General features: G+C 66.6%; 23 protein-coding genes and 3 pseudogenes. 12 read left to right on the forward strand and 14 right to left on the reverse strand.

Annotated features, from left to right (window positions below):
* The 4 genes and pseudogenes from GSQ95_RS26940 to GSQ95_RS00045 all read left to right on the forward strand — a co-directional run.
* Positions 1-418, forward strand: a pseudogene (locus GSQ95_RS26940) (methyl-accepting chemotaxis protein); the annotation flags it as partial.
* A 27-nt stretch (positions 419-445) separates the two neighbouring features.
* The gene (locus GSQ95_RS26945; RefSeq protein WP_372240040.1) at positions 446-739 is read left to right on the forward strand and encodes a hypothetical protein; all 294 of its coding nucleotides are present in this window, start codon (positions 446-448) and stop codon (positions 737-739) included.
* 97 nt (positions 740-836) lie between these two features.
* On the forward strand, positions 837-1,469 hold the full coding sequence (locus tag GSQ95_RS00040) for an HAD hydrolase-like protein (protein ID WP_158890096.1): 633 nt from the start codon (positions 837-839) through the stop codon (positions 1,467-1,469).
* Between the two features lie 10 nt (positions 1,470-1,479).
* Positions 1,480-1,890 carry a DUF2141 domain-containing protein gene (locus tag GSQ95_RS00045; RefSeq protein ID WP_158890094.1) on the forward strand — a complete coding sequence of 137 codons (411 nt, stop codon included), beginning with the start codon at positions 1,480-1,482 and terminating at the stop codon, positions 1,888-1,890.
* Positions 1,891-2,622: 732 nt separating this feature from the next.
* On the opposite strand, the gene trpA is transcribed toward GSQ95_RS00045, so the two are convergent.
* Positions 2,623-3,429, reverse strand: coding sequence for a tryptophan synthase subunit alpha (trpA, locus tag GSQ95_RS00050; protein WP_007160173.1), 807 nt, complete (start codon positions 3,427-3,429; stop codon positions 2,623-2,625).
* Positions 3,426-4,634, reverse strand: a complete 1,209-nt coding sequence (trpB, locus tag GSQ95_RS00055; RefSeq protein WP_158890092.1) for a tryptophan synthase subunit beta — start codon at positions 4,632-4,634, stop codon at positions 3,426-3,428. Before trpB ends, trpA begins: the two co-directional genes overlap by 4 nt.
* 92 nt (positions 4,635-4,726) lie before the next feature.
* On the opposite strand from trpB, the gene GSQ95_RS00060 reads away from it, so the two are divergent.
* A complete protein-coding gene (locus GSQ95_RS00060) occupies positions 4,727-5,623 on the forward strand; it encodes a LysR family transcriptional regulator (RefSeq protein ID WP_158890090.1) in 897 nt (298 codons plus the stop codon).
* Between the two features lie 40 nt (positions 5,624-5,663).
* On the opposite strand, the gene GSQ95_RS00065 is transcribed toward GSQ95_RS00060, so the two are convergent.
* Positions 5,664-5,987 carry a YqjD family protein gene (locus tag GSQ95_RS00065; protein ID WP_158890088.1) on the reverse strand — a complete coding sequence of 108 codons (324 nt, stop codon included), beginning with the start codon at positions 5,985-5,987 and terminating at the stop codon, positions 5,664-5,666.
* Positions 5,988-6,205: 218 nt separating this feature from the next.
* On the opposite strand from GSQ95_RS00065, the gene GSQ95_RS00070 reads away from it, so the two are divergent.
* Both GSQ95_RS00070 and GSQ95_RS00075 read left to right on the forward strand, forming a co-directional pair.
* Positions 6,206-6,421 (forward strand): dodecin, encoded by a 216-nt coding sequence (locus tag GSQ95_RS00070; RefSeq protein WP_158890086.1) that lies wholly within the window; start codon positions 6,206-6,208, stop codon positions 6,419-6,421.
* A gap of 43 nt (positions 6,422-6,464) precedes the next feature.
* Positions 6,465-6,692, forward strand: coding sequence for a DUF1161 domain-containing protein (locus GSQ95_RS00075; RefSeq protein WP_158890084.1), 228 nt, complete (start codon positions 6,465-6,467; stop codon positions 6,690-6,692).
* 87 nt (positions 6,693-6,779) lie between these two features.
* Here GSQ95_RS00075 and hmpA read toward each other — a convergent pair whose 3' ends face one another.
* Positions 6,780-7,949: an NO-inducible flavohemoprotein gene (hmpA, locus tag GSQ95_RS00080; RefSeq protein WP_158890082.1), complete on the reverse strand. Its 1,170-nt coding sequence runs from the start codon at positions 7,947-7,949 to the stop codon at positions 6,780-6,782.
* A gap of 131 nt (positions 7,950-8,080) precedes the next feature.
* Between hmpA and norR the strand changes: the two are divergent.
* Positions 8,081-9,618 (forward strand): annotated as a pseudogene (gene norR / locus GSQ95_RS00085) (nitric oxide reductase transcriptional regulator NorR).
* Between the two features lie 17 nt (positions 9,619-9,635).
* On the opposite strand, the gene GSQ95_RS00090 reads toward norR, so the two are convergent.
* Positions 9,636-10,553: a choline ABC transporter substrate-binding protein gene (locus GSQ95_RS00090; protein WP_158890080.1), complete on the reverse strand. Its 918-nt coding sequence runs from the start codon at positions 10,551-10,553 to the stop codon at positions 9,636-9,638.
* A gap of 21 nt (positions 10,554-10,574) precedes the next feature.
* Positions 10,575-12,074 carry a choline-sulfatase gene (gene betC / locus GSQ95_RS00095; protein ID WP_158890098.1) on the reverse strand — a complete coding sequence of 500 codons (1,500 nt, stop codon included), beginning with the start codon at positions 12,072-12,074 and terminating at the stop codon, positions 10,575-10,577.
* 117 nt (positions 12,075-12,191) lie between these two features.
* Between betC and GSQ95_RS00100 the strand changes: the two genes are divergently transcribed.
* Positions 12,192-13,178, forward strand: a complete 987-nt coding sequence (locus GSQ95_RS00100) for a LysR substrate-binding domain-containing protein (RefSeq protein WP_158890078.1) — start codon at positions 12,192-12,194, stop codon at positions 13,176-13,178.
* A gap of 7 nt (positions 13,179-13,185) precedes the next feature.
* Here GSQ95_RS00100 and GSQ95_RS00105 read toward each other — a convergent pair whose 3' ends face one another.
* From GSQ95_RS00105 to prlC, 5 genes are all read right to left on the reverse strand, one after another.
* Positions 13,186-13,575, reverse strand: a complete 390-nt coding sequence (locus tag GSQ95_RS00105; protein WP_158890076.1) for a VOC family protein — start codon at positions 13,573-13,575, stop codon at positions 13,186-13,188.
* The gene (locus GSQ95_RS00110; protein ID WP_158890074.1) at positions 13,575-14,741 is read right to left on the reverse strand and encodes a lactonase family protein; all 1,167 of its coding nucleotides are present in this window, start codon (positions 14,739-14,741) and stop codon (positions 13,575-13,577) included. The genes GSQ95_RS00105 and GSQ95_RS00110 overlap by 1 nt, the downstream gene beginning before the upstream one ends.
* A 288-nt stretch (positions 14,742-15,029) precedes the next feature.
* Positions 15,030-15,461 carry an anti-virulence regulator CigR family protein gene (locus GSQ95_RS00115; protein ID WP_158890072.1) on the reverse strand — a complete coding sequence of 144 codons (432 nt, stop codon included), beginning with the start codon at positions 15,459-15,461 and terminating at the stop codon, positions 15,030-15,032.
* 366 nt (positions 15,462-15,827) lie between these two features.
* Positions 15,828-16,100, reverse strand: coding sequence for a YheV family putative zinc ribbon protein (locus GSQ95_RS00120; RefSeq protein WP_158890069.1), 273 nt, complete (start codon positions 16,098-16,100; stop codon positions 15,828-15,830).
* Positions 16,097-18,193, reverse strand: coding sequence for an oligopeptidase A (prlC, locus tag GSQ95_RS00125; RefSeq protein WP_178123831.1), 2,097 nt, complete (start codon positions 18,191-18,193; stop codon positions 16,097-16,099). Before prlC ends, GSQ95_RS00120 begins: the two co-directional genes overlap by 4 nt.
* A gap of 44 nt (positions 18,194-18,237) precedes the next feature.
* On the opposite strand from prlC, the gene GSQ95_RS00130 reads away from it, so the two are divergent.
* The gene (locus GSQ95_RS00130) at positions 18,238-18,789 is read left to right on the forward strand and encodes a gamma carbonic anhydrase family protein (RefSeq protein ID WP_158891459.1); all 552 of its coding nucleotides are present in this window, start codon (positions 18,238-18,240) and stop codon (positions 18,787-18,789) included.
* 288 nt (positions 18,790-19,077) lie between these two features.
* Here GSQ95_RS00130 and GSQ95_RS00135 read toward each other — a convergent pair.
* Positions 19,078-19,419, reverse strand: a pseudogene (locus GSQ95_RS00135) (MerR family transcriptional regulator); the annotation flags it as partial.
* Between the two features lie 71 nt (positions 19,420-19,490).
* Here GSQ95_RS00135 and GSQ95_RS00140 point away from each other — a divergent pair.
* Complete coding sequence (locus tag GSQ95_RS00140) at positions 19,491-19,952, forward strand: hypothetical protein (RefSeq protein WP_178118388.1); 462 nt, start codon at positions 19,491-19,493, stop codon at positions 19,950-19,952.
* Between the two features lie 40 nt (positions 19,953-19,992).
* Here GSQ95_RS00140 and aroE read toward each other — a convergent pair whose 3' ends face one another.
* Positions 19,993-20,808: a shikimate dehydrogenase gene (gene aroE / locus GSQ95_RS00145; protein ID WP_158891457.1), complete on the reverse strand. Its 816-nt coding sequence runs from the start codon at positions 20,806-20,808 to the stop codon at positions 19,993-19,995.
* Between the two features lie 5 nt (positions 20,809-20,813).
* Positions 20,814-21,743, reverse strand: coding sequence for an oxygen-dependent coproporphyrinogen oxidase (gene hemF, locus GSQ95_RS00150; RefSeq protein ID WP_158891455.1), 930 nt, complete (start codon positions 21,741-21,743; stop codon positions 20,814-20,816).
* A 143-nt stretch (positions 21,744-21,886) separates the two neighbouring features.
* Between hemF and GSQ95_RS00155 the strand changes: the two genes are divergently transcribed.
* The gene (locus GSQ95_RS00155) at positions 21,887-22,864 is read left to right on the forward strand and encodes an NADPH:quinone reductase (RefSeq protein WP_158891453.1); all 978 of its coding nucleotides are present in this window, start codon (positions 21,887-21,889) and stop codon (positions 22,862-22,864) included.
* Positions 22,865-23,313: the final 449 nt, after the last annotated feature.

Below are 23,313 nucleotides of genomic sequence, written 5' to 3' on the forward strand. Positions count from 1 at the left end.
CGAGATCGAGATGGCGGCCACCGCCGTCACCGAGATGAGCCAGGCGGTGGACGAAGTGGCCGGCAATGCCACCTCCACCTCGTCCGAATCGCGCCAGGCCGCCGATACCGCGCGCCAGGGCCAGCGGCAGCTGGGCGATACCCTGGGCGCCATCGAGGTGCTGACCGAGAACGTGCTGGGTGCCAGCGAACAGGCCCGCCAGCTGGCCGAGCAGACCCGCAACATCAGCCAGGTGCTGGACGTGATCCGCTCGGTGGCCGAACAGACCAACCTGCTGGCGCTCAACGCCGCCATCGAAGCCGCGCGTGCCGGTGATGCCGGTCGCGGCTTCGCCGTGGTCGCCGACGAGGTCCGCGCCCTGGCCCATCGCACCGGCGAATCCACCCGCGAGATCGAAGGCATGATCGGCAGCATCCAGTAGGGCACCGGCCAGACCATCGATGCCTTGCTGACCAGCGCCGACCAGGCGCGCCAGACCCGCGAGCAGGCGCAATCGGCCAACGCCGCCCTGGCCGCCATCGCCCAGTCGGTGTCGGGCATCGACGAGCGCAACCTGGTGATCGCCAGCGCCGCCGAAGAGCAGGCCCAGGTGGCCCGTGAGGTAGATCGCAATCTAGTGCGCATCCGCGATCTGTCGGTGCAGACCGCCGCCGGTGCCGAACAGACCCGCGCCGCCAGCCAGCAGCTCTCCGAGCTGGCAGTGGAGCTCAACGGCCAGATCCGCCGCTTCCGCGTGTGACCTGTCCGGCAGGGAAACCCCTGCCGGACCCCGTCGCGGTGGCAAAACCGGGAGGCGACCGCTACGCTGGCGCCTTCGCCCACCGCGCCTCTCTCGCATGAGCTATCGCTACGTCATCTTCGACTTCGACGGCACCCTGGCGGACAGCCTGCCCTTTCTGCTGAGCTGCCTGGGCGAGCTGGCGCGAACCCATGGCTTTCGCCAGCCGGCCGCCGACGAGTGGCCCCGGCTGCGCGCCGCCTCCCTGACCGGTCTGCTCGACAGCCTGGATATCCCCCTCTGGCAGGTGCCCCGCATCGCCCGGCACTATCGCCGGCTGCTGGCCCAGCGGGGCGATCAGGTCCTGCCCTTCGCCGAGATTCCCGCCACTCTCGACCGCTTGCAGGCCAGCGGCCTGCAGCTGGGCCTGGCGACCTCCAATTCCGCCGCGGCCGTCCACCAGGTACTGCCCCAGGCCGGACGTCTGTTCGCCGCTGGCGAATTCGACATCCCCCTGCTGGGCAAGGCCCGACGCCTGACCCGTCTGCTGCGCCGCCAGGGTGTCGCGCCGGCCGATGCGCTCTATGTGGGCGACGAGCTACGCGACCTCCAGGCCGCGCGCCACGCCGGTCTGGGCTGCGCGGCCGTGGCCTGGGGCTATGGCTGCCCGGCGACACTGCGCGCCCAACATCCCGATCTCTTCTTCGAACAGCCGGCCGAGCTGCTGCGGCTGACGCCCTCTCCCTGCTGAAGGAATGCCCATGAAGTCTCTGTTGCTGATCCCTGGTCTCTGTCTGAGCGGTCTCTTGCACGCCGCCGAACTGCAGGTGCGGGTCGAGACGGTCGACGCCTCGGGGGGCCAGCTGCTGCTCGCGGTGTTCGACAGCGAAGCGGCCTGGAAGGAGCACAAGACGCCAGTGGCTCAGGCCCATCTCGCTGCGCAGGCGGGTGCCCAGGAACAGCGCTTCGAGCTGCCGCCCGGCCGGTATGCCGTATCGGTCATCCACGACAGCAATGGCAACAGCCAGCTGGACACCAATTTCATTGGCATGCCCACCGAACAATACGGCTACAGCAACAATCCGCCGCTGCGCATGCGCATGGCCACCTTCGAGGAATGCGCCTTCACCCTGCCCGCCGCAGGCCTGCGCCAGCAGGTGACGCTGCGGTAGGCCACAGCTGTCATGCACAGGCTTCCAAACAGAAAATCAACAGAGTTACCCACAGGGCTTTTAGCGGCGATCGCTGAGACCGGCGCTGAACAGACGTGGATAACTCCTTGGGATGGCAGCAGAAATCCCTTGACTTGGGAATATACCGGGAAACTGGTCATTATTTGATCGATTCTCTGCAAGCCGCGCCAGCTCTGGCCTCTGTCAGTAGACGAACAACCTATCCACAGCCCTATGCAGCTCTATTGTGGGTTGTGGAAAACAGCCGAAAGTAGACTGATCATTTTTTGTACGATCCTCTGCAGGCCTTGCTAGTCATGGCGTACAGGTCAGGTCCCACATCTTTTCCACAGGCACGCACACAGTAGATGTGGGAAAACCCCGAGGCCGAGTCCACTTTCGATAGTTCAGACGACACGGACCGAATTGGTTATTTATTGAGCAATTTTACCTGAGCGATTTCTTGATCGGTTGCTGACAACTTGCCCAAGGCTTATCCACAGCCTTTACCTTTCAGGCAATGACGATAAATCGATCCGGTGTTCGTAGCCTGACTCGGCGGATCAAGCCGTAGCGGATTCGATCAACAGGCCGAATACCCGTCCAGCCCTTCTGGCACGCGGTTCTTCGTTGAAAGCGAACAGACTGCCCACAGGGTTATGCACAGCTTGCAGGTTGTCCAGGCATAAAAAAAGACCGCCTTAAGCGGTCTTTTGGAGAGCTGGCAAAGGCCTACCGCGCGGTGCGTACGCTGTCCGACAGCTGCTTGCAGAGGCCAAGCACGCCGTCGATGGCAGCGCCCGAGGACTCGGCCTTGGCGATCTGGTCGACGAACGCCGAGCCCACCACCACACCATCGGCGATGCGGGCGATCACCCGGGCCTGCTCGGGGGTACGGATGCCGAAGCCGACGGCCAGGGGCAGGTCGGTGAAGCGGCGCAGGCGTGCCACGGCGGCCTCGACGTGCTCGGTGGTGGCCGAGCCGGCACCGGTCACGCCGGCTACGGACACGTAGTAGACGAAGCCGGAGCTGGTGTTGAGCACGCGCGGCAGGCGGGCGTCATCGGTGGTCGGGGTGGTCAGGCGGATGAAGTCGATGCCGGCGGCCTGGGCCGGCAGCGCCAGCTCGGCGTCGTGCTCGGGCGGCAGGTCGACCACGATCAGGCCATCCACGCCCGCTTCGGCGGCTTCCGCCAGGAAGCGCTCCACGCCATAACGATGGATGGGGTTGTAATAGCCCATCAGCACCAGCGGCGTCTCGCCTTCCCCGCGGCGGAAGTCGCGCACCATCTCCAGGGTCTTGGCCAGATTCTGGCCCGCCTGCAGGGCCCGCAGGGCAGCGGCCTGGATGGCCGGGCCGTCAGCCATGGGATCGGTGAAGGGCATGCCCAACTCGATGACGTCGGCACCGGCCGCCGGCAGGCCCTTGAGGATGGCCAGGGCGGTGTCGTAGTCCGGATCGCCGGCGGTGGTGTAGGTGACCAGGGCCGCGCGGCCCTCAGCCTTCAGCGCGGCGAAGCGGGTTTCCAGGCGGCTCATAGCTTGTCTCCCAGGTGACTCATCACGGTCTGCATGTCCTTGTCGCCACGGCCCGAGAGGCAGATCACCATCAGGTGGTCCTTGGGCAGGTGCGGCGCGCGCTTGTAGGCCTCGGCCAGGGCGTGAGCCGTTTCCAGCGCCGGGATGATGCCTTCCAGGCGGCAGGTCTGGTGGAAGGCCTTGAGCGCCTCGTCGTCGTTGATCGGTACGTATTCCACGCGCTTCACGTCGTGCAGGTGGGCGTGCTCCGGGCCGATGCCGGGATAGTCCAGGCCGGCGGAAATAGAGTGGGCGTCGATGATCTGGCCATCGTCGTCCTGCAGCAGGAAGGTGCGGTTACCGTGCAGTACCCCGGGCACCCCGCCGTTGAGGCTGGAGGCATGCTTGTTGGTGTCGACGCCGTGGCCACCGGCCTCGACGCCGATGATGGCGACGTCCTGGTCATCGAGAAATTCGTGGAACAGGCCCATGGCATTGGAGCCGCCGCCGACGCAGGCGATCAGGCTGTCGGGCAGGCGTCCTTCCTTCTCCAGGATCTGCGCGCGGGTCTCGCGACCGATCACCGCCTGGAAGTCGCGGACCATGGCCGGATAGGGGTGCGGACCGGCCACGGTGCCGATCAGGTAGAAGGTGTCGGCGACATTGGTCACCCAGTCGCGCAGCGCCTCGTTCATGGCGTCCTTGAGGGTGCCGGTACCGGACGTGACCGGAATCACCTCGGCACCCAGCAGCTTCATGCGGAAGACGTTGGCCTGCTGGCGGTCGATGTCGGTGCTGCCCATGTAGATGACGCAGGGCAGGCCGAAGCGGGCGGCGACGGTAGCGGTGGCCACACCGTGCATGCCGGCCCCGGTCTCGGCGATGATGCGGGTCTTGCCCATGCGCTTGGCCAGCAGGATCTGGCCAATGCAGTTGTTGATCTTGTGCGCGCCGGTGTGGTTCAGCTCTTCGCGCTTGAGATAGATCTTGGCGCCGCCGAAGTGCTCGGTCAGGCGCTCGGCGAAGTACAGCGGATTGGGCCGGCCGACGTAGTCGCGCTGGAAGTAGGCCAGCTGCTCGAGAAACGCCGGATCCTCCATGGCGGTCTCGTATTCGCGCTGCAGATCGAGGATCAGCGGCATCAGGGTTTCGGCGACATAGCGACCACCGAACTGGCCGAACATGCCTTGAGCGTCGGGGCCCTGGCGATAAGCGAACTGGGTCATGGGGTTCTCCTATGAAGATGGGTTTACCTTACCTGCTTGAGTGCCGCTGATAAATCGATAAGATCGCGATGACCCGTCAGGAAATCTCACAGATGAGCGATCCCCGCGACCTGCCCCCGTTGAAGGCCCTGCGCGCCTTCGAGGCCACCGCTCGTCTGGGTGGCATGAGCCGCGCCGGGGACGAACTGCACGTGACCCATGGCGCCGTGAGTCGCCAGATCCGTGCCCTGGAGGAACAGTTGGGGGTGGCGCTGTTTCGCCGCGAAGGCCGGGGGCTGGCGCTGACCGAGGCGGGGCTGCGCCTACGCGAGGTGAGTGGCGAGGTCTTCGAGCGCTTGCGTGAGGTGAGCGCCGAACTCAAGGCCGGGAGTCGCCGGGGGCCGTTCGTGCTGGGCTGCCCGGGCAGCCTGGTGGCGCGCTGGTTCATTCCGCGGCTGGATCGCCTCAATCGGGATCTGCCGGAGCTGCGCCTGCACCTCTCGACCCGTACCGACGATACCCCGCTGGCCGCCGCCGGGCTGGACGCCAGTCTGCTGTTCACCGAGACGGCGCCGCCACAGGACGTCCTGCCCTATCACCTGGCGCCCGAGCGCATCGGGCCGGTGCTGAGTCCCTACTGCCCAGCCTATCTGCGGCTCAGGGAAGGCGATCTGCAGGCCTTGCTGGGCGAACGGCTGCTGCACACCCTGTCGCGGCCCCAGGCCTGGCCACAGTGGTTCGCCACCCAGGGCCTGGAGGCACCGGTTCTGGATTACGGGCAGGGCTTCGAGCACCTCTATTACCTGCTGGAGGCGGCGCTGTCGGGATTGGGCGTGGCGATCGCGCCGGAACCACTGGTGGCAGCGGATCTGAAGGCAGGCAGGCTGGTTGCGCCCTGGGGCTTCGCCGCGACGGGTGCGGAGTTGGCGCTATGGGCGCCGGGTCGGCTGGCGGATGAGCGGGTGGAACGGTTGGCGGCCTGGCTCAGAACCGAGCTGGCCGAGCGCTAGCGCCCGAGGCATCCCTTGGAGATGCCTCGGACTGCCACGATCAGTGGTCGCCGCGCAGCAGTGCCCAGCCGACCAGGACGGTTACGCCAGCGGCAATGCCGACGGTGGCCCAAGGATGTTCGCGAGCCACGCCACTGGCGGCGCGACCGTACTGACGGGTCAGACGACGCACGTCGTCATAGACTTCTTCCAGCGAATCGCCCGAATGATGCAGAGCGTCACGAGCGGTGCTCTTGAAGGAATTCAGGCTGCTACGGGATTCGCGTGCAGCGTTCTTCTTCAGCGATGCCAGCGAGTCGAGCAGGCTGTTGATTTCGTTCTCGATGCTGGCGATGGACGCCTGGTAATCGGTGTTACGGGCCATGACAACCTCCTGGGATGGACGGATTCAGGAAATGTGACTACCGAGGCGTTGGAAAGTGCTGCAAAGGAGTGGGCGAGAGCCTGGGCAGTGAACTTATCGGGGCCTTTCGCGGCCTCAAATGGCAGAAGCACCCTTCCCGGCGAGTCGACCGCGACACCGGTCAACGCGTTGCCGGCTGTCCGCTGCAGCGCCCGTCATTGCTGACCCAGGAGATTTTCATGTCCGATCATCACACCTACAAGAAGCTGGAAATCGTTGGCTCTTCCACCACCAGTGTCGAGGACGCCATCAATAACGCCCTCGCCGAGACGTCCAAGTCGGTGAAGAACATGGAATGGTTCGAAGTGGGTGAAATCCGCGGTCATATCCAGGACGCAAAGGTGGCGCACTATCAGGTCACCCTGAAGATCGGCTTCCGTATCGAAGCCAGCTAAGCAGCTACTCAAGACCTCCCTCCCTCGCAAAAGGATAGGCAAGATGCGTAGAGTCGTGATCACCCTCGGTTTGTTGGCCCTGAGCAGCGGTGCTTTCGCCGCTGGCACCTCGTGCGACACGGTCAAGGCCGATATCGATGCCAAGCTGCAGGCCAAGCAGGTAGCGCACTACAGTCTCGAGGTGGTGGACAAGGGCAGCGCCAGCGCCTCCGCCAAGGTGGTGGGCAGCTGCGAAGGTGGTAGCAAGGACATCGTCTACCAGCGTCGCTAGGTCGCTGACGGCGAGGCGCCGCTCAAAGGCGGCACCCTGGCCCTCGAAGAAACGCCCACGGTCGCCAGACCGTGGGCGTTTCTGCTTTCAGAGATCCGTGGCGGGACCAAAGAACTCGTGACGGATCTGCTGCTCAGGCACCCCCAGCTCCAGCAGATCGCGCCGCACCTGAGCCATGAAGGGCTGCGGGCCTAGCACGTAGGCGTCCAGGTCGCGGCCCTTGGGCAACCAGCGCTGCAGGCGCGCACGGTCCAGCCGCGAAGCGTAGGCCTCTTCCGCCACCGGCTCGCTGTAGCAGAAGTACAGCTGCAATTGCGGATGGTGGGCGGCCTGCTCTTCCAGCCAGTGGCCGAAGGCCTGCACCCCGACGTGGCGGGTGCAGTGGATCAGCTGGATCGGCCGCCCGCTGGGCAAGGCCGCTGACACCATGGGCAGCAACGGCGTGATGCCGACTCCGCCGGCGATCAGCAGCAGCGGCCGGGTGGAATCCTGCAGGACGAATTCGCCGGCCGGTGCGAAGACCTGCAGCACGCTGCCTTCATGGGCATCGGTGTGCAGGAAGCGCGAGACCACCCCACCCGGCTGATGCTTGACGCTGATCCGATAGCCACGGCCATCGCTGGCCGCCGAGATCGAATAGTTGCGCCGGTATTCCACCCCATCGAGGATCACACTCAGCCCCAGGTACTGGCCGGGCTGGGCAATGCTGGTGGGCAGGCCGTCCACCGGCTCCAGGTAGAAGGAGCTGATCTCCTCGCTTTCCGGCTCGATCCGGGCGATGCGGAACGGCCGCCCGCCACGCCAGCCACCAGGGGCCTCGGCCTGGGCCGCATAGCGTCGTTCCTCGGCGCCGATCAGCAGATTGGCCAGTTGGCCATAGGCGGCAGCCCAGGCGTCGATCACGGCAGCGGTGGCCACCTCGGCACCCAGCACTTCGCGGATGCTCTGCAGCAGGGCGATGCCCACCAGAGGATAGTGATCCGGCTGCACCTGCAGCGAGACGTGCTTGTTGACGATCTGCTCCACCAGCGGTCCCAGGGTGTCCAGCCGGTCGATGTAGCGGGCATACATGAGTACCGCCCGGGCCAGCGCCCGCGCCTGGGCGCCACTGGCCTGGTGGGCGCCGTTGAACAGCGGACGGATCTCGGGGTTGTCGCCGAGCAACTTGTCGTAGAAATGCCGGGTCAGGGCTTCACCGCCGGTCTCCAGCAGAGGGACGGTGGCCTTGATGATGGCTCTTTGGTCTGATGACAGCATGGCAGGGATCTCCAAACAGGACTGCCCTGGCCGTATCAGGAGTCGTGCCAACCAAAAAACTGCGCTAGAGCAGTCTTTTATCCGGGGAGCAGGCCATAATGACCAGGTCCCTATGACTCGCCGAGGTCAAATTGACCCGTACCACCCTGCTCGAAGCCATGGTGCCCCTGGTGGCGGATCTGGCCCGCGACCTGCCCAATCAGCAGCGCTATGCCAGCCTGCTCGACGCCCTGCGCCAGATCCTGCCCTTCGATGCGGTGGCCCTGTTGCGCCTGGACGGCGAGGTGCTGGTGCCCCTGGCGGTGCGCGGGCTCGCGGCCGACACCCTGGGCCGCCGCTTCAAGGTCGGCGAGCACCCGCGCCTGGCGTTGCTGCTGGCGAGTCGCGCGCCCACCCGCTTCGCCTTCGATTGCGACCTGCCCGATCCCTACGATGGGCTGGTCGAAGGCGTGCAGGGGCATCTGGAGGTCCACGACTGCCTGGGTTGTCCACTCTATGTGCAGGACCAGCTCTGGGGCCTGCTGACCCTGGATTCGCTGCAGGCGCAGAACGCCCAGCCCGAGGATCTCACCACCCTGGCGGCCTTTGCCGGGCTAGCGGCCGCCACCGTGGCCGCCGCCGAGCGCATCGGCCAGCTCTCCGCGCGCATCGTCAGCGAGCACGAGCTGACCGTGGCCTATCAGCAATCGGTGGGGCACCAGCGGCCTCGCGAACTCATCGGCCAGAGTCCGGCCAGCCTGCGCCTGCGCCAGGAAATCGAGACCGTGGCGGCCAGCGACCTGACCGTGCTCATCACCGGCGAGACCGGGGTCGGCAAGGAGCTGGTCGCCGAAGCCGTGCATGCCCGCTCGCTGCGCCAGCAGCGGCCGCTGATCAGCCTCAACTGCGCGGCCCTGCCCGAGGCGCTGGTGGAAAGCGAACTCTTCGGCCATGTGCGCGGTGCCTTTTCCGGGGCCGTCAGCGAACGCCGCGGGCGCTTCGAACTGGCCGATGGCGGCACCCTGTTTCTCGACGAAGTCGGCGAACTGCCACTGACGGTGCAGGCCAAGCTGCTGCGGGTGCTGCAGAGTGGCCAGTTGCAGCGGCTGGGCTCGGATCGCGATCTCAAGGTGGACGTGCGCATCATCGCCGCCACCAATCGCGACCTGGCCGACTGCGTGCGTGCCGGGCGCTTTCGTGCCGATCTCTACCATCGCTTGAGCGTCTATCCGCTGGCCGTGCCGACCATGCGCGAGCGTGGCCGCGACGTCCTGCTCCTGGCCGGTTTCTACCTGGAGCAGAATCGCGCCCGCCTGGCCTGCGCGGCCTCCGGCTGACTCCCGCGGCGCAACGAACCCTGCTGGCCTACGACTGGCCGGGCAACGTGCGCGAACTCTCTCACCTCATCAGCCGGGCGGCGCTCAAGGCCCATGCCGGCAGCGAGGAACGCGGCGGCATCCTGACCCTGGACAGCGATCAGCTCGGCCTGCCGCTGGGCAGCACGGCCCTGCCCGACGACGATCCCGCCCTGCCCGCCGCCTCCCTGCGCGAAGCCACGGAGGCCTTCCAGCGGCAGACCATTACCCTGGCCCTGGAACGGCATGGGCAGAACTGGACCCTGGCCGCCGCCGCCTTGGGGCTGGACCGCGCCAACCTCGCCCGCCTGGCGCGGCGGCTCGGGCTCAAGTAGCGCTCGGAGAACAGCGGTCAGAGCGCTTTCTGTACCGCCGGCAGGCCGGGCTGGCCGTCGCGGGTGGTGACCCCCTGCAGCCAGGGCTCCAGCACCTGGGGATGGGCCTTGAGCCAGGCCTTGGCGGCGGCGTCGTAGCTGCCGCCCTTGTCCCGCGCAGCGCTCATGACGGCGTTTTCCATGTCCAGGGTGAACTTCATGTTGGTCAGCAGCCGGGCCGGATTGGGGCACTGCTCGGCGTAGCCCTTGCGCGTCAGGGTGTTTACCGTGCCGGCGGTACCGAAATACTTGTCGCCCCCGGTCAGGTACTTGATCGGGTAGTCGACGTTCATGGGATGCGGCGTCCAGCCGAGGAAGACCACCCATTTGTCGCGCTTCACCGCCCGCCCGACCTGGGACAGCATGGCCTGCTCGCTGGATTCCACCAGCTGCCAGCCGCCCAGGCCGAATTCGTTGTCCTGGATGATCTTCTGCAGCGACTGGTTGGCCGGCGCACCGGCGCCGATGCCATAGATCTTCTTGCCGAACTGGTCGGCATGCTTGGCCAGGTCGTCGAAGCTCTTCACCCCGCCTTCCCAGACATAGGTGGGCACCGCCAGGGTGAATTCGGTCCCGACCAGATTCTGCGCCAGCTCGGTGACCTGCCCGGTCTTCACGAACTGATCGTAGTGCGCCTGCTGCGCCGGCATCCAGTTGCCAAGGAAGGCATCCACCTGCCCGTTGCGCATGCCGCCGTAGATGATCGGCACCGCCAGGGTCTCGACCTTGCCGGTATAGCCCAGCGCACTCAGGATCGCGCCGGTGAGGGCGTTGGTGGCGGCGATGTCGCTCCAGCCCGGATCGGCCAGGCGAACCGTTGCGCAGGCCTGGTCCTCGGCCTGGGCCGACAGGCTGACCAGGGCCAGCGTGAAGGTAGCGATGATTCCGTGTTTCATGGCCGTGCTCCAGTTAGCGGTTCAGGGTTGAGGGTAGCGGGCGCGACGCTCCAGGTCGTCGAGGTCGATGTGATTGCGCATGTATTGCTGGCTGGCATCGACGAAGGGCTGGTGATCCCAACTGGTCCGCTCGCCCTGCTCCAGGGCCGCCGCGACGAAGCGCCGCCGCCGCTGGCTGGACAGCACCTCGCCGTGCAGGCGCGGCAGGTCCCAGCGCTGGCGGACCTCGGCCTGGAAGCTGGCGAGCAGCTCGGCATAGTCGGGGCTGGCGGCCAGGTTTTCGCGCTCCAGCGGATCGTTGTGCAGATCGAACAGCAACGGCGGATCCAGTTCGCAATGGATGTACTTGTAGGCGCCGCGGCGGATCATCAGCAGCGGGCTGACGGTGCCCTCGGCCAGGTATTCGCCAATGACCTCGTCGTGCCCCGCCCGGCCTTCCAGGTGCGGCAGCAGCGAACGACCGTCCAGCGGCAGCTCGTCCGGCAACTGGCCGCCGGCCAGCTCGACGAAGGTCGGCAGCAGGTCCATGGTCGACACCGAGGCCTGCACCCGCGCCGGGGCGAAGCGGCCGGGCGCATGGATCAGCAGCGGTACCCGCGCGGCCATCTCGAACCAGTGCATCTTGTACCAGAGTCCGCGCTCGCCGAGCATGTCGCCATGGTCGCCGGAAAAGACGATCACCGTATCGTCGGCCAGGCCGCATTCTTCCAGGGTCTTGAGCAGGTGGCCGACCTGGGCGTCGACATAGCTGCAGGCACCGTAGTAGGCCTGGCGGGCGTCGCGGATCTTGGCCTCGGGCAGCGGTTTGTCCCACAGATCGATCACCTTGAGCAGGCGCTGGCTGTGGGGATCCTGCTCGGCCTGGGGAATGGCCCCTTCCGGCAGCGGGATGTCGACCTCGTTGTACAGGTCCCAGAATTCGCGGGGAATGGTGTAGGGATCGTGCGGGTGGGTCAGGGACACGGTCAGGCAGAACGGCTGGTCATCGCCGCGACGCACGTGATCGTAGAGGTACTGACGCGCCTTGAAGACCACCTCTTCGTCGAAATCCAGCTGGTTGGTGCGCACGCAGGGTCCGGCCTGCAGCACCGAGGACATGTTGTGGTACCAGCTCGGGCGCACGTCCGCCGCGTCCCAGTTCACCGCCCAGCCGTAGTCGGCGGGATAGATGTCGCTGGTCAGGCGCTCTTCGTAGCCGTGCAACTGGTCCGGTCCGCAGAAGTGCATCTTGCCCGACAGCGCCGTGCGATAACCCAGGCGCCGCAGGTGGTGGGCATAGGTGGGGATGTCGGCGGCGAAATCGGCGGCGTTGTCGTAGCCGCCGATCTTCGACGGCAGCTGGCCGCTCACCAGGGTAAAGCGCGAGGGTGCGCACAGCGGGCTGTTGCAATAGGCGGAATCGAAGACCACGGCGCGCTCGGCCAGGCGTTGCAGATTCGGCAGCTTGATCGGCGAGGCGGCGTCGTACAGCGGCAGGATGGGCGCCGCCATCTGGTCGGCCATGAGAAAGAGGATGTTCATCGGCTTGGACAAGAGCGCCTCCGCTAGGATCAGGGTTGCTTATGGGTAGTCCATCATCCGATGCCGAGAAATCTGCGTGAAGGCCATCTGGAGTGATGTTTCGGATAAGCTGGGCTTATGTCTGATCGCCATGGAAAAGCCCTCTTGGACGCCACCCTCCCAGTCGACCGCCCTGCCCTGGCGCTGGATAGCCTGCGCACCTTCGAGGTGGTGGCGCGCCGCCTGAGCTTTACCGCGGCGGCCAGCGAACTGGGCACCACCCAGCCGGCCATCAGTCAGCAGATCAAGCGCCTGGAGGCCCAGTTGCAGGTCCGGCTGTTCGACCGGGTCCATCGCGGCATCCTGCTCACAGAGGCCGGACGGCTGCTGCAGGAATATGTGGAAGCCGGCCTCGCCACCCTGGACGAAGGGGTGCGCCTGGTCACCGCCCGGCCCGCCCATGAAGTCCTGCAGGTGGCCACCGACTTCGCCTTCGCCGCCTATTGGCTGTTGCCGCGCCTGCCACGTTTCCATGCCCGCCACCCGGAGCTGGATGTCAGCCTGGTCACCAGTGATCGGGTGCCGCTGCCCGGTCCGGAGATCGACATCACCCTGGGCTTCGGCGACGGCCGCTTCAAGCATGGCGAAGCCTGGCCGCTGTTTCGCGAAGAGGTCTTTCCGGTGTGCAGTCCGCGCCTGCTCCAGGGTCGGCAGCCGCCGCTGCCCGCCATGGAGCTGGGGCGCTGGCCGCTGTTGCATCTCAAGGCGGCGCCCAACAGCCGCTGGTACGACTGGAAGACCCTGTTGCCGGCGCTGGACCTGGCGCCCCTGCCCGCGGCGCCGTCCGGCGCGGTGCTGAGCTTCGACAACTACACCCTGGTGATCCAAGCGGCCATCGCCGGCCAGGGGCTGGCGATCGGCTGGCGCCACCTGGTGGACGATCTGCTGCGGCAGGAACTGCTCTGTCGCCCCTTCGCCGGACTGGCCACCTCGCGCTATGGCTATTACGCCATCCTGCCCGAGCGCAAGCGGCGCCAGCGGCTGGTGCAGCGCTTTCTCGACTGGCTGCTGGAAGAGCTGGAGAGGCCGCGCGAGTCCCTGGCCGGCGCACGGCTGGCGACCTGAGCCGAACTCAGCGCTCGTAGACTTCCAGTGGCAGATCGTCCGGATCGGCGAAAAAGGTGAATCTCCTGCCGGTCATCTCGTCGGTACGGATCGGCTCGGTGACCACGCCATGGCCCTGCAGGTGGGCGACGGTGGCGTCCAGGTCAGCCACGGCGAAAGCCAGGTGGCGCAGGCCCTGGGCCTCCGGGCGCGACGGCCTGGGCGGGGCAGCGGGAAAGGAGAACAGCTCCAGCTGGGCATGCGTGCCCACTGCCAGATCCAGCTTCCAGGAGCGCCGGGCCTCGCGATAGGTCTCGGCGATCACCGGCAACCCGAGGATCTCGGTGTAAAAGTGCCGGGAGCGTTCATAGTCGGCGCAGATCAGCGCCACATGGTGCAGACGGTCGAAGTGGGTCATCAGGGTACCGCGACGAATTTGAGGTCGGACGGCGCGCCGACGTCCAGACTCTGCAGTTCATCGCCGAGCTTGCCGCTGTCTGGATCCCGGGCGAAAACCTTGAGCTGGTTGGATTTCTGGTTGGCCACCAGCAGGTACCGCCCGGACGGATCGATGGCGAATTCCCGCGGCGACAGGCCGTTGACCGGATGGCGCTCGACAAAGGTCAGGGTGCCGTCGGGATTCACCGCGAACACCGCCAGCTGATTGTCGGTGCCACGGCTGGCGACATAGAGGAAACGTCCGTCGCCGGACAGGTGCAGCGCACCGGCATCCCGCTCGCCGGTGAATTCCTGGGGCGTCAGGCTGTAGCTCTGCAACTGCCGCAGCATGCCGTCCTGGTGGGCGAAGGCCATGACCTGGCCGGCCAGCTCCAGGGTCAGGTAGGCGTAGCGGCCATCGGCGCTGAACACCAGGTGGCGCGGCCCGCTGCCTTCCGGCACCGGCACGAAGGGCGTCTCGGCGGCCACCAGCGGTCGCTCCGGCTGCTGCAGCAGATAGCGATAGACGAATACCTTGTCGGCGCCCAGATCCGGAGCGAAGACGAAGCGGCCATCCGGGGTCGTCACCGCCGCGTGCACATGGCTGGACTGCTGGCGCGGGTGCTGTTCGCTGGGCTGGTGGAATTCAATCTGCGCCACCGGGCTGAGCACGCCGCCGTCCTGAATCGGCAGCACCGCCAGGGAGCCCTCCGGCAGGCTGGAGTAGTTGGCCACGAACAGGAACTTGCCGTCGGTGCTGAGGCTGGAATGGGTCGGCTCGTCGCCCAGGCTCTTGACCTGGCTGACCTGCTGCAGGCGGCCATTGCCGGGTTCGAAACGATAGGAAGTGACCCGCCCGATGCTGTCGCCGCTCGAACCCCGGCCATTCTCATTGACGGCGAACAGGGTCCGGCCATCCCGCGACAGGGTCAGAAACGAGGGGTTGGACGCCTTGACGATACGCAGCGGGCCATCGATCTGACCATTGCGGCTGTTGAAGCGATAGACATACAGCCCCTGGCTGCTGCCCGCGGTGTAGCTGCCGACCAGCAGATTGAACAGACCGGGTTCGGCGCGGGCCGGGGCGTTGTACCCGACGAGCAGGGCGAACAGGGCCAGCGGCAGCAGACGGGGCAGAGCTCTCATGGGAAATCCTTGGCGAGCGATGGGCGTTGAGACCGATGCGGAGCGGCCCGGTTTCCCGACCGTCTGGAGGGGGAAGGCTGCCGCGCGCGGCGGCTATTCTACTGAAATCCGGGCTGGCACTGTGCCAGAGGCCTTTCGCCATTTATCGCCTGCGCCGGCGCGCTGGCGGTCTACGTCGGGTCAACCGGCGCGAGGAGGCCGCGCCAGAGCCTGCGGTGAATTCGGCACTGTCCGAGGGCTGCCGGTAAAAGAATTGGTCGGCTAGTCCAGCACGCCCTGCAGGATGGCCTAGACGAGCCCGGTGCCCACGGCAACCAGCACCATGTCGGTCCCCAGGCGGCGCCATTCGTAGCCTGGATAATCCGGCAGCTGGCGGGCGATACCCGGCGGCAGCGATCGGCCATACCCGGGAGGCAAGGGACGCCCGCGCTCCAGACGCAGCCCTGGCGGCAGGTCGCCACCGCGGCCGATCTGGCCGCGCAGTGCCTGGATGCGTTCCCGCGCCGGTCCCAGATCCGGCGGTCCACCCGCGGCCGGTCCGGCACCCGGGCGACCCTGGCCGCGCGATTCGGGACCCGGGCCCTGACCATGGGGGCCACCCTGCTCCTGCCAGCCCGGTCCATGCGGACCCTTGGGCCCGCCAGGTCCGTGATCCGGAGGCGCGGCCAGAGCCAGATTGCCGATCAGACAGAGGGCTGCAGTGGAGAGGAGGGTACGCATCGGGGAATTCCTCATAGGGAGCGACGGCAGCGGTTATCCACTTGGAGTCTGGTGGCTGAAAAAGACTCCCGGGGCATTCCCGGACGCACAGCCTGTGGATAAATCGGGGATAAAAGCGGTATAACTCCGTGATAAATCCCCAAATCCCGTTAGGGACCAAATAAAAATCCTTTATTATCAATGATTTAAAAATATGATCGGCTGGCTATCGAATCCGCTTTTTGTGGATAAAGCCTGGGACCCCCCCTGTGCTGACTCCCGTTTTCGCCTGCACTCAAGCCCTGCGCGGAGCGATTTTCTCCAGCCTGGAAACGGAAAAGCCGCGCCTGAATGACCGGGCGCGGCTTTTCTGGATGTCGCCTTTCGCTATTCCGGCTTCTTCAGCTTGGGATTGGGAAAGAACTGCACGGCCTGCACCTTGGGATCGGGCTTCTTGGGTTTCAGCGCACTGATATTGACCCGCGTCGGCAATTCCTTGGGGACCGAATTGCCGCGCTCGTCCAGGGTGTCGCTGTAGCCGCAGGAGACGCACTCGCGGTTGGGCGTGCCGTCCTGGGTCCACATCTTCAGGGTGTCCTGCGCCTGGCACGCCGGGCAGACCGCCCCGGCGATGAACCTCTTGCGGATCGGCTCGCTCACGCCGCCTCCTCGCTCAGCCCGGAATGGCGGAGCAGGGCGTCGATGCTGGGTTCGCGGCCGCGGAAGTCGACGAACAGCACCATAGGCGCCTGGGAGCCGCCGCGGGCCAGGATGGCTTCACGGAAGGCCCGACCGGTTTGCGGATTGAAGACGCCTTCCTCCTCGAACTTGGCGAAGGCATCGGCGGACAGCACTTCGGCCCACTTGTAGCTGTAGTAACCCGCGGCATAACCGCCGGCGAAGATGTGCGCGAAGCTGTTGGGGAAGCGGTTGTAGGCCGGCGGGCGGACCACCGAGATCTCGTCGCGGATGCCTTCCAGCACCTCGCGCACGCTGCGACCGTCGCCGTGGCTGGCGTGCAGTTCGAAGTCGAACAGCGAGAATTCCAGCTGGCGCAGCATCATCAGGCCGGACTGGAAGTTCTTCGCCGCCAGCATCTTGGCGAGCAGTTCCTGGGGCAGTGGCTCGCCGGTCTCGTAGTGACCGGAGATCAGCGCCAGGCCCTCGGGCTCCCAGCACCAGTTCTCCATGAACTGGCTGGGCAGCTCCACCGCATCCCAGGCCACGCCGTTGATGCCGGAGACGCTGGCATGCTCGACGCGGGTCAGCAGGTGATGCAGGCCGTGGCCGAATTCGTGGAAGAGGGTGGTCACCTCGTCATGGGTGAGCAGCGCCGGCTGGCCGGGGCTGGCCGGAGTGAAGTTGCAGACCAGGTAGGCCACCGGATCGATCAGCCGCCCCTGGGCATCGCGGCGCTTGTCGCGGGCACCGTCCATCCAGGCGCCACCGCGCTTGTTGGCGCGGGCATAGAGATCGAAGTAGAAGCGGCCGATGGAGGTGCCGTTTTCCTTGATCTCGAACAGGCGCACGTCCGGGTGCCACTTCTCGAAATCGCGCAGTTCGGCGATCTCGATGCCATAGAGCTTCTGCACCGTGGCGAACAGGCCGGAGAGCACCTTGTCCACCGGGAACCAGGCGCGGACCTCTTCCTGGGACAGCGAATAGCGCTGCTGGCGCAGCTTTTCGGCGAAATAGCCGGTGTCCCAGCTCTGCAGATCCTGCACGCCCTGTTCGGCGGCGAAGGCACGCAGTTCTTCCAGGTCGCGCTGGGCGAAAGGCTTGGAGCGCACGGCGAGGTCACGCAGGAAACCCAGCACCTGGTCGCTGCTCTCGGCCATCTTGGTGGCCAGCGACAGCTCGGCATAGTTGGCGTAGCCCAGCAGACGCGCCAGTTCCTGACGCAGATCGAGCAATTCCTCCATCACCGGGCCGTTGTCGAACTGGCCGGCGTTGGGACCCTGCTCGGAAGCGCGGGTGGCGTAGGCGGCATAGACTTCCTCGCGCAGGGCGCGGTCATCGGCGTAGGTCATCACCGCGTAGTAGCTGGGGAATTCCAGGGTCACCAGCCAGCCGTCCAGCTCCTTGGCCTGGGCGGCGGCCTGCAGCTGGGCCTTGGCCGATTCGGGCAGGCCGGCGAGGGCGGCTTCATCGGTGAGGTGCTTGGTCCAGGTCTGCGTCGCGTCGAGCAACTGGTTGGAAAACTTGCTGCCCAGCTCGGACTTGCGCGCCTGGATGGCGGCATAGCGCTGCTGCTCGGCCGGCGGCAGGTCGATGCCGGACAGGCGGAAGTCGCGCAGGGCATGTTCCAGGGTGGTCTTCTGGCCGGCATCGAAGCCCTTGGCTTCTTCGCTTTCGGCCAGGCGGCTGTAGGCCTGGAAGAGCTCCTTGTTCTGGCCGATCTCGGTGGAATAGGCCGACAGCTTGGGCAGGCAGGCCTCATAGGCGGCGCGCAGCTCGGCGCTGTTGCACACGGCGTTGAGGTGGCCGATGGGGCTCCAGGCCTGGCCCAGCCGATCGTTCAGCTCGTCCATCGCCAGCACCAGGCCGGCCCAGGTGGGGTGTTCCTTCTGCGTCTCCAGCAACTTGGCCAGGGCGGCGCGGTTCTCGGCCAGGACGGTGTCGATGGCCGGCTCGACGTGCTCGGGCTTGATGGCGGAAAAGGGCGGCAGGTCGTAGGACTGAAGCAGCGGATTGCTGGCGCTCACGGCGTTCCCCTCGGGGCGATGGCTTTGACAGTTATATATGGAGCCCATCCTAATAGGTCTCAAGACCCTTCCGACGAGAAAAGGTATCTATCGTGACCATAAGGACCTTCCAGGGTAAGACCCCGCACCTGGGCGAACGCGCCTTCGTCGATGCCACCGCCGTGGTGATCGGTGATGTCGAGCTCGGCGCAGACAGCTCGATATGGCCGCTGACGGTGATCCGCGGCGACATGCATCGCATCCGCATCGGCGCCCGCACCAGCATCCAGGACGGCAGCGTGCTGCATATCACCCACGCCGGCCCCTTCAATCCGGACGGCTATCCCTTGCTGATCGGCAACGACGTCACCGTCGGCCACCAGGTGACCCTGCACGGCTGCACGATTGGCGACCGGGTGCTGGTGGGCATGGGCAGCATCGTCATGGACGGCGCGGTGGTGGAGGACGAGGTGGTGATCGGCGCCGGCAGCCTGGTCCCGCCAGGCAAGCGGCTGGAAGGCGGCCACCTCTACGTCGGTCGCCCGGTCAAGCAGATCCGCCCGCTGGAGGAGAAGGAACGCGCCTTCTTCACCTACAGCGCCGGCAACTACGTGAAGCTCAAGGACCAGCATCTGGCCGAGGGCTATGGGGAGGAGGGGGCCTAGCAGGCCCGGTGTGTAGGAGCGGCCCAAGGCCGCGATTGACCGGAGGTTGGGTTGAGCGCAGCGAAGCCCAACAGCGTCGCGGACCTAACGCCGTAGCGTGGAAAACGGCGCAGCCTTTTCCACAGGTGACTCCGTGGCGCGAGGCTCGCCCTCACCCCAACCCTCTCCCAGAGGGAGAGGGGGCTATCCGAGCGGGTGGTCATCTTCCACATCTCCGACCCGATCGCGATCAGCTGTTATGACCCAGCCCCTAGGAGCGGTCGCGTCGGCCGCGATCTGCCAACCCCGCAGCGGACAGGCTTCACCCAAGCGCGAATACAGCACCCCAAGCAACGCCTGCAATTCGTCGATGCGCGCCTCGATGACCCGGAGCTTGTCGCGCAGCAGTTCCTGCAAATAGGCGTCGGGATCGGCAGCGCGCTCGACGTCCTCCAGGTTGGCGGCGATTTCCTGCAGGCTGAAACCCAGTCGCTGGGCGGTACGGATGTAGCCCAGCCATTCCACGGTTTCTGGCGGATAGTCACGATAGCCGTTGGCCCGCCGCCGCGCCTTGAGCAGCCCCTGGCGCTCATAGAATCTCAGGGTGTCGCGACTCAGGCCGGTGGCCTGGGCGAGGGTGCCGATACGCATCCGTTCTCCTTGACCCTGGACCTGGCTCCAGGGTCGACACTGGACTTCCTCTCGTTCAAGGAAGTCCGTCCATGTGGAAGCTTGCGCCCTATCTGCGGCTGGTCCGTGCCAGCGCCCTCTATGATCTGCTGGTTACCGCGCCCTTCGCCACCCCTTGGAGTCTCGCCTGGCTGCTGCGGCAGCTCGACGGTGTCGGCCAGGCACTGGGCCTGGCGCCCCTGGCGGAGTTCCCGCCGGAAGCCCTGCTGCTGGGCAATCTGCTGGGCTCCCTGGTGTGCGTCTGGTCTGTGCTACGCCTGGTCAGGCCTTCGCTGCTGCTGGGACGCTACGACGCCGTGGCCAGGGGCCTGTTCGCCTTCTGGCAGGCCTGGGCGCTGTACCAGGGCGCCAGTCCCTTGCTGGCAATGTTCCTGGTAGTCGAAATCGGCTTCGGCGTCGCCCAGGCGTGGCCGGTGGCTGTGGGCTCGTGCCCCTGCTCGTCGGGCTTCGGCGATAGAACCGCCTCGGCCCAACCTACGACGACGCTCCCGTAGGTTGGCGCTGAGCGCAGCGAAGCCCAACAGCGTCGCGGAACTAACCCAGCTGCCGCCGCAACTCCGCCAGCACTGGAGCGCTGTCGGGACGCACGCCGCGCCAGAGTTCGAAGGCCTCGGCAGCCTGTTCCACCAGCATGCCCAGGCCGTCCAGGGTGTGGAAGGCACCCTCGTCCTGCGCCCAGCGGTTGAAGGGGGTGAGATCCTTGCCGTACATCATGTCGTAGGTCACCGTCTGCGGGCCGATGACCGCCTCCGACAGGGGCGGGCGACCGCCACCGAGACTGGCCGAGGTGCCGTTGATGATGACGTCGAAGGGCTCTCTCAGGGTGGAGAAGGCCGCCACCTCGATGGTCCCCAGCTCGGCGAACTCCCGCGCCAGTTGCACCGCCTTGAGTTCGGTGCGATTGGCCAGCACCAGTTGTCCGGGGTTGCAGGCCAGCAGCGGCTCCAGCACGCCGCGTACGGCGCCGCCGGCGCCCAGCACCAGGACGCGCTGGCCGGCCAGTTGCAGCCCGGCGTTGACCGTGAGATCCCGGACCAGCCCGGCGCCGTCGGTGTTGTCGCCGAGCAGGCGACCATTGGCCTGGCGCTTGAGGGTATTCACCGCTCCGGCCCGCCGCGCACGCGGGGTGAGTTCAGCGCACAGCTGGAAGGCCTCTTCCTTGAAGGGCACCGTGACATTGGCGCCCAGGCCGCTCTGGAAGAAGCTGCGGGCGCTTTCGCTGAAGCCGTCCAGCGGCGCCAGCAGCGTCCCGTAGTGCAGGCGTTGGCCGGTCTGGTCGGCGAACAGGCTGTGGATCAGCGGCGACTTGCTGTGGGCGATGGGGTTGCCGAAGACGGCATAGCGATCCATGGTCTCTATCCTCCGGGCGTCGGGGCGAGCGCGAGCCAGTCGCGGTCGGTGAGAAAGAAATCGGTCAGCCGCGCTTCCGGCGAGCCGGGCACGGGTTGCCAGTCATAGCCCCAGCGCACCTCGGGCGGCAGCGACATGAGGATGGACTCGGTGCGCCCGCCGGATTGCAGGCCGAACAGGGTGCCGCGGTCATAGACCAGGTTGAATTCCACGTAGCGGCCGCGGCGATAGGCCTGGAATTCCCGCTCGGCCTGACCGTAGGGCTGGTCGCGGCGGCGCTGGACGATGGGCAGATAGGCGTCGACGAAGGCATCGCCGATGGCGCGCTGGAAGGCGAAGCAGGTGTCGAAGTCCCAGTCGTTCAGGTCGTCGAAGAACAGGCCGCCGATGCCGCGTGGTTCGCCCCGGTGCTTGAGGTGGAAATAGCGGTCGCACCAGGCCTTGTAGCGCGGATAGACGTCGGCGCCGAAGGGCGCGCAGGCGTCATGGCAGACCTGGTGCCAGTGCACGCAGTCGGCCTCGTTGCCGTAGTAGGGGGTGAGGTCGAGACCGCCGCCAAACCACCAGACCGGCGCCTCACCGGGCTTCTCGGCGAGAAAGAAGCGCACATTGGCGTGAGCGGTGGGGATATGGGGATTACGCGGGTGCATGACCAGGGAGACGCCCATGGCCTCGAAGCTGCGCCCGGCCAGTTCCGGGCGATGGGCGCTGGCCGAGGGCGGCAGGCTGTCGCCATGCACATGGGAGAAGTTCACGCCGCCCTTTTCCAGCAGGGCACCGTCGGCAATCACCCGGGTGCGGCCACCACCGCCGGTCGGCCGGGTCCAGGCGTCTTCGGCGAAAGCTGCGCTGCCATCCTCGGCTTCCAGTGCGGCGCAGATGCGCTCCTGCAGGTCGAGCAGATAGGCCTTGACGGCCTCCAGGGAGGGATTCATCGCAAGGATTTCCACAACAGGCGGGGAGGGCGCAGAGCATAACACCCGTATCCGACCGGTTGACGTGGCCCGCGGTTGCGGCTTGGATGAAGGCTCACCCCAAGAGAGCCCGGCCAAGGGCTCCAATCAGGAGACACTCAAGCATGGCCCAGCGCATCCAGTTCAGCCGCACCGGTGGTCCCGAAGTACTCGAACTTGTGGATTTCGAACCCGCCGCGCCCGGCCCCGACGAGGTGCAGGTGCGCAACCACGCCATCGGCCTCAACTTCATCGAGACCTATTACCGCAGCGGCCTCTATCCGCCGCCGGCGCTGCCCTCGGGCCTGGGCACCGAAGGGGCCGGGGTGGTGGAAGCGGTGGGTAGCGCCGTCACCCGCTTCAAGGCCGGCGATCGCGTGGCCTATGCCACCGGGCCGCTGGGCGCCTATGCCGAGGTACATGTGCTGCCCGAGCGGCATCTGGTGCACCTGCCGGAGGCGATCTCCTTCGAACAGGGTGCCGCGGTCATGCTCAAGGGGCTGACCGTACAGTACCTGCTGCGCCAGACCTATCCGCTGCAGGCCGGCGACACCGTTCTGTTCCATGCCGCGGCCGGGGGCGTCGGCTCCCTGGCCTGCCAGTGGGCCAAGGCCCTGGGCGTGCGCCTGATCGGCACCGCCGGCTCTCCGGAAAAGCTGGAAAAGGCCAAGGCGCTGGGCGCCTGGGCGGTGATCGACTACCGCCAGGAAGACGTCCCGGCGCGGGTCCGCGAATTGACCGAGGGCGCCAAGGTGCCGGTGGTCTACGACGGCGTCGGCAAGGACACCTGGGAGATGTCGCTGGACTGCCTGGCCCCGCGCGGTCTCATGGTCAGCTTCGGCAACGCCTCCGGCGCGGTCACCGGGGTCAATCTGGGCATTCTCTCGCAGAAGGGCTCGCTCTATGTGACCCGGCCGACCCTGGCCACCTACGCCGCCTCCCCCGAAGCCCTGCAGGACATGGCCGATCAGCTGTTCGAGCTGATCAGCGATGGCCGCATCCAGGTGGACATCGGCCGACGCTATCCGCTGGCCGAGGTGCAGGAGGCGCACCGCGCGCTGTCGGGTCGCGAGACCAGCGGCTCGACCATCCTGCTGCCCTGAGGCATGGCACCCGCGCGCCTGGCCGGGAAATCGTGACAGCCATTAAGTTTCCCGCAGCCAGGCGGCACGACGGAGGTAAACGCCGGTCTATCTCGGACAGTCAGGTCGTCTCGGCCTCGACGTTCTTTCCAGAATCGGCCGGATCGCTGCCCTCGTCATGCCTATCTCCAGCCCCCTCGCCAGCCTGCTCGACACCGCCACGGACACGGCGCTCATCACCCTGACCGCCGAAGGGCGGATCGGGCAGTGGTGCCCGAACGTCGCCCGGCTGCTGGGCTGGACGGCGCAGGACTGGCTCGGTGAATCCATCGTCGGTCTGCTGGTCCCGGAGCCGCCGGCCGACGACTGGCTGACCGCCCTCGAACGCTGCCAGACCCAGGGCCTGCGCCACCGCGACGGTCATCTGGTACGCCTCGACCTGCATCTGGTGCCGCTGCGCCGGGCCGAGG

Origin of the sequence: Pseudomonas sp. BAV 4579 (genome assembly GCF_009765395.1) — a bacterium.
GTDB classification, from domain to species: domain Bacteria; phylum Pseudomonadota; class Gammaproteobacteria; order Pseudomonadales; family Pseudomonadaceae; genus Chryseomonas; species Chryseomonas aestiva.

Bases quoted from the DNA above. Each gene is read 5' to 3' on its own strand.
- hmpA (WP_158890082.1), bottom strand. From the start codon at position 7,949: ATGCTGTCATCAGACCAAAGAGCCATCATCAAGGCCACCGTCCCTCTG.
- GSQ95_RS00115 (WP_158890072.1), bottom strand. From the start codon at position 15,461: ATGCGTACCCTCCTCTCCACTGCAGCCCTCTGTCTGATCGGCAATCTG.
- betC (WP_158890098.1), bottom strand. From the start codon at position 12,074: ATGAACATCCTCTTTCTCATGGCCGACCAGATGGCGGCGCCCATCCTG.
- GSQ95_RS00045 (WP_158890094.1), top strand. From the start codon at position 1,480: ATGAAGTCTCTGTTGCTGATCCCTGGTCTCTGTCTGAGCGGTCTCTTG.
- prlC (WP_178123831.1), bottom strand. From the start codon at position 18,193: ATGGGCTCCATATATAACTGTCAAAGCCATCGCCCCGAGGGGAACGCC.
- GSQ95_RS00110 (WP_158890074.1), bottom strand. From the start codon at position 14,741: ATGAGAGCTCTGCCCCGTCTGCTGCCGCTGGCCCTGTTCGCCCTGCTC.
- GSQ95_RS00155 (WP_158891453.1), top strand. From the start codon at position 21,887: ATGGCCCAGCGCATCCAGTTCAGCCGCACCGGTGGTCCCGAAGTACTC.
- aroE (WP_158891457.1), bottom strand. From the start codon at position 20,808: ATGGATCGCTATGCCGTCTTCGGCAACCCCATCGCCCACAGCAAGTCG.
- GSQ95_RS00090 (WP_158890080.1), bottom strand. From the start codon at position 10,553: ATGAAACACGGAATCATCGCTACCTTCACGCTGGCCCTGGTCAGCCTG.
- GSQ95_RS00060 (WP_158890090.1), top strand. From the start codon at position 4,727: ATGAGCGATCCCCGCGACCTGCCCCCGTTGAAGGCCCTGCGCGCCTTC.
- GSQ95_RS00070 (WP_158890086.1), top strand. From the start codon at position 6,206: ATGTCCGATCATCACACCTACAAGAAGCTGGAAATCGTTGGCTCTTCC.
- GSQ95_RS00100 (WP_158890078.1), top strand. From the start codon at position 12,192: ATGTCTGATCGCCATGGAAAAGCCCTCTTGGACGCCACCCTCCCAGTC.
- trpA (WP_007160173.1), bottom strand. From the start codon at position 3,429: ATGAGCCGCCTGGAAACCCGCTTCGCCGCGCTGAAGGCTGAGGGCCGC.
- GSQ95_RS00040 (WP_158890096.1), top strand. From the start codon at position 837: ATGAGCTATCGCTACGTCATCTTCGACTTCGACGGCACCCTGGCGGAC.
- GSQ95_RS00065 (WP_158890088.1), bottom strand. From the start codon at position 5,987: ATGGCCCGTAACACCGATTACCAGGCGTCCATCGCCAGCATCGAGAAC.
- hemF (WP_158891455.1), bottom strand. From the start codon at position 21,743: ATGAATCCCTCCCTGGAGGCCGTCAAGGCCTATCTGCTCGACCTGCAG.
- trpB (WP_158890092.1), bottom strand. From the start codon at position 4,634: ATGACCCAGTTCGCTTATCGCCAGGGCCCCGACGCTCAAGGCATGTTC.
- GSQ95_RS00075 (WP_158890084.1), top strand. From the start codon at position 6,465: ATGCGTAGAGTCGTGATCACCCTCGGTTTGTTGGCCCTGAGCAGCGGT.
- GSQ95_RS00105 (WP_158890076.1), bottom strand. From the start codon at position 13,575: ATGACCCACTTCGACCGTCTGCACCATGTGGCGCTGATCTGCGCCGAC.
- GSQ95_RS00140 (WP_178118388.1), top strand. From the start codon at position 19,491: ATGTGGAAGCTTGCGCCCTATCTGCGGCTGGTCCGTGCCAGCGCCCTC.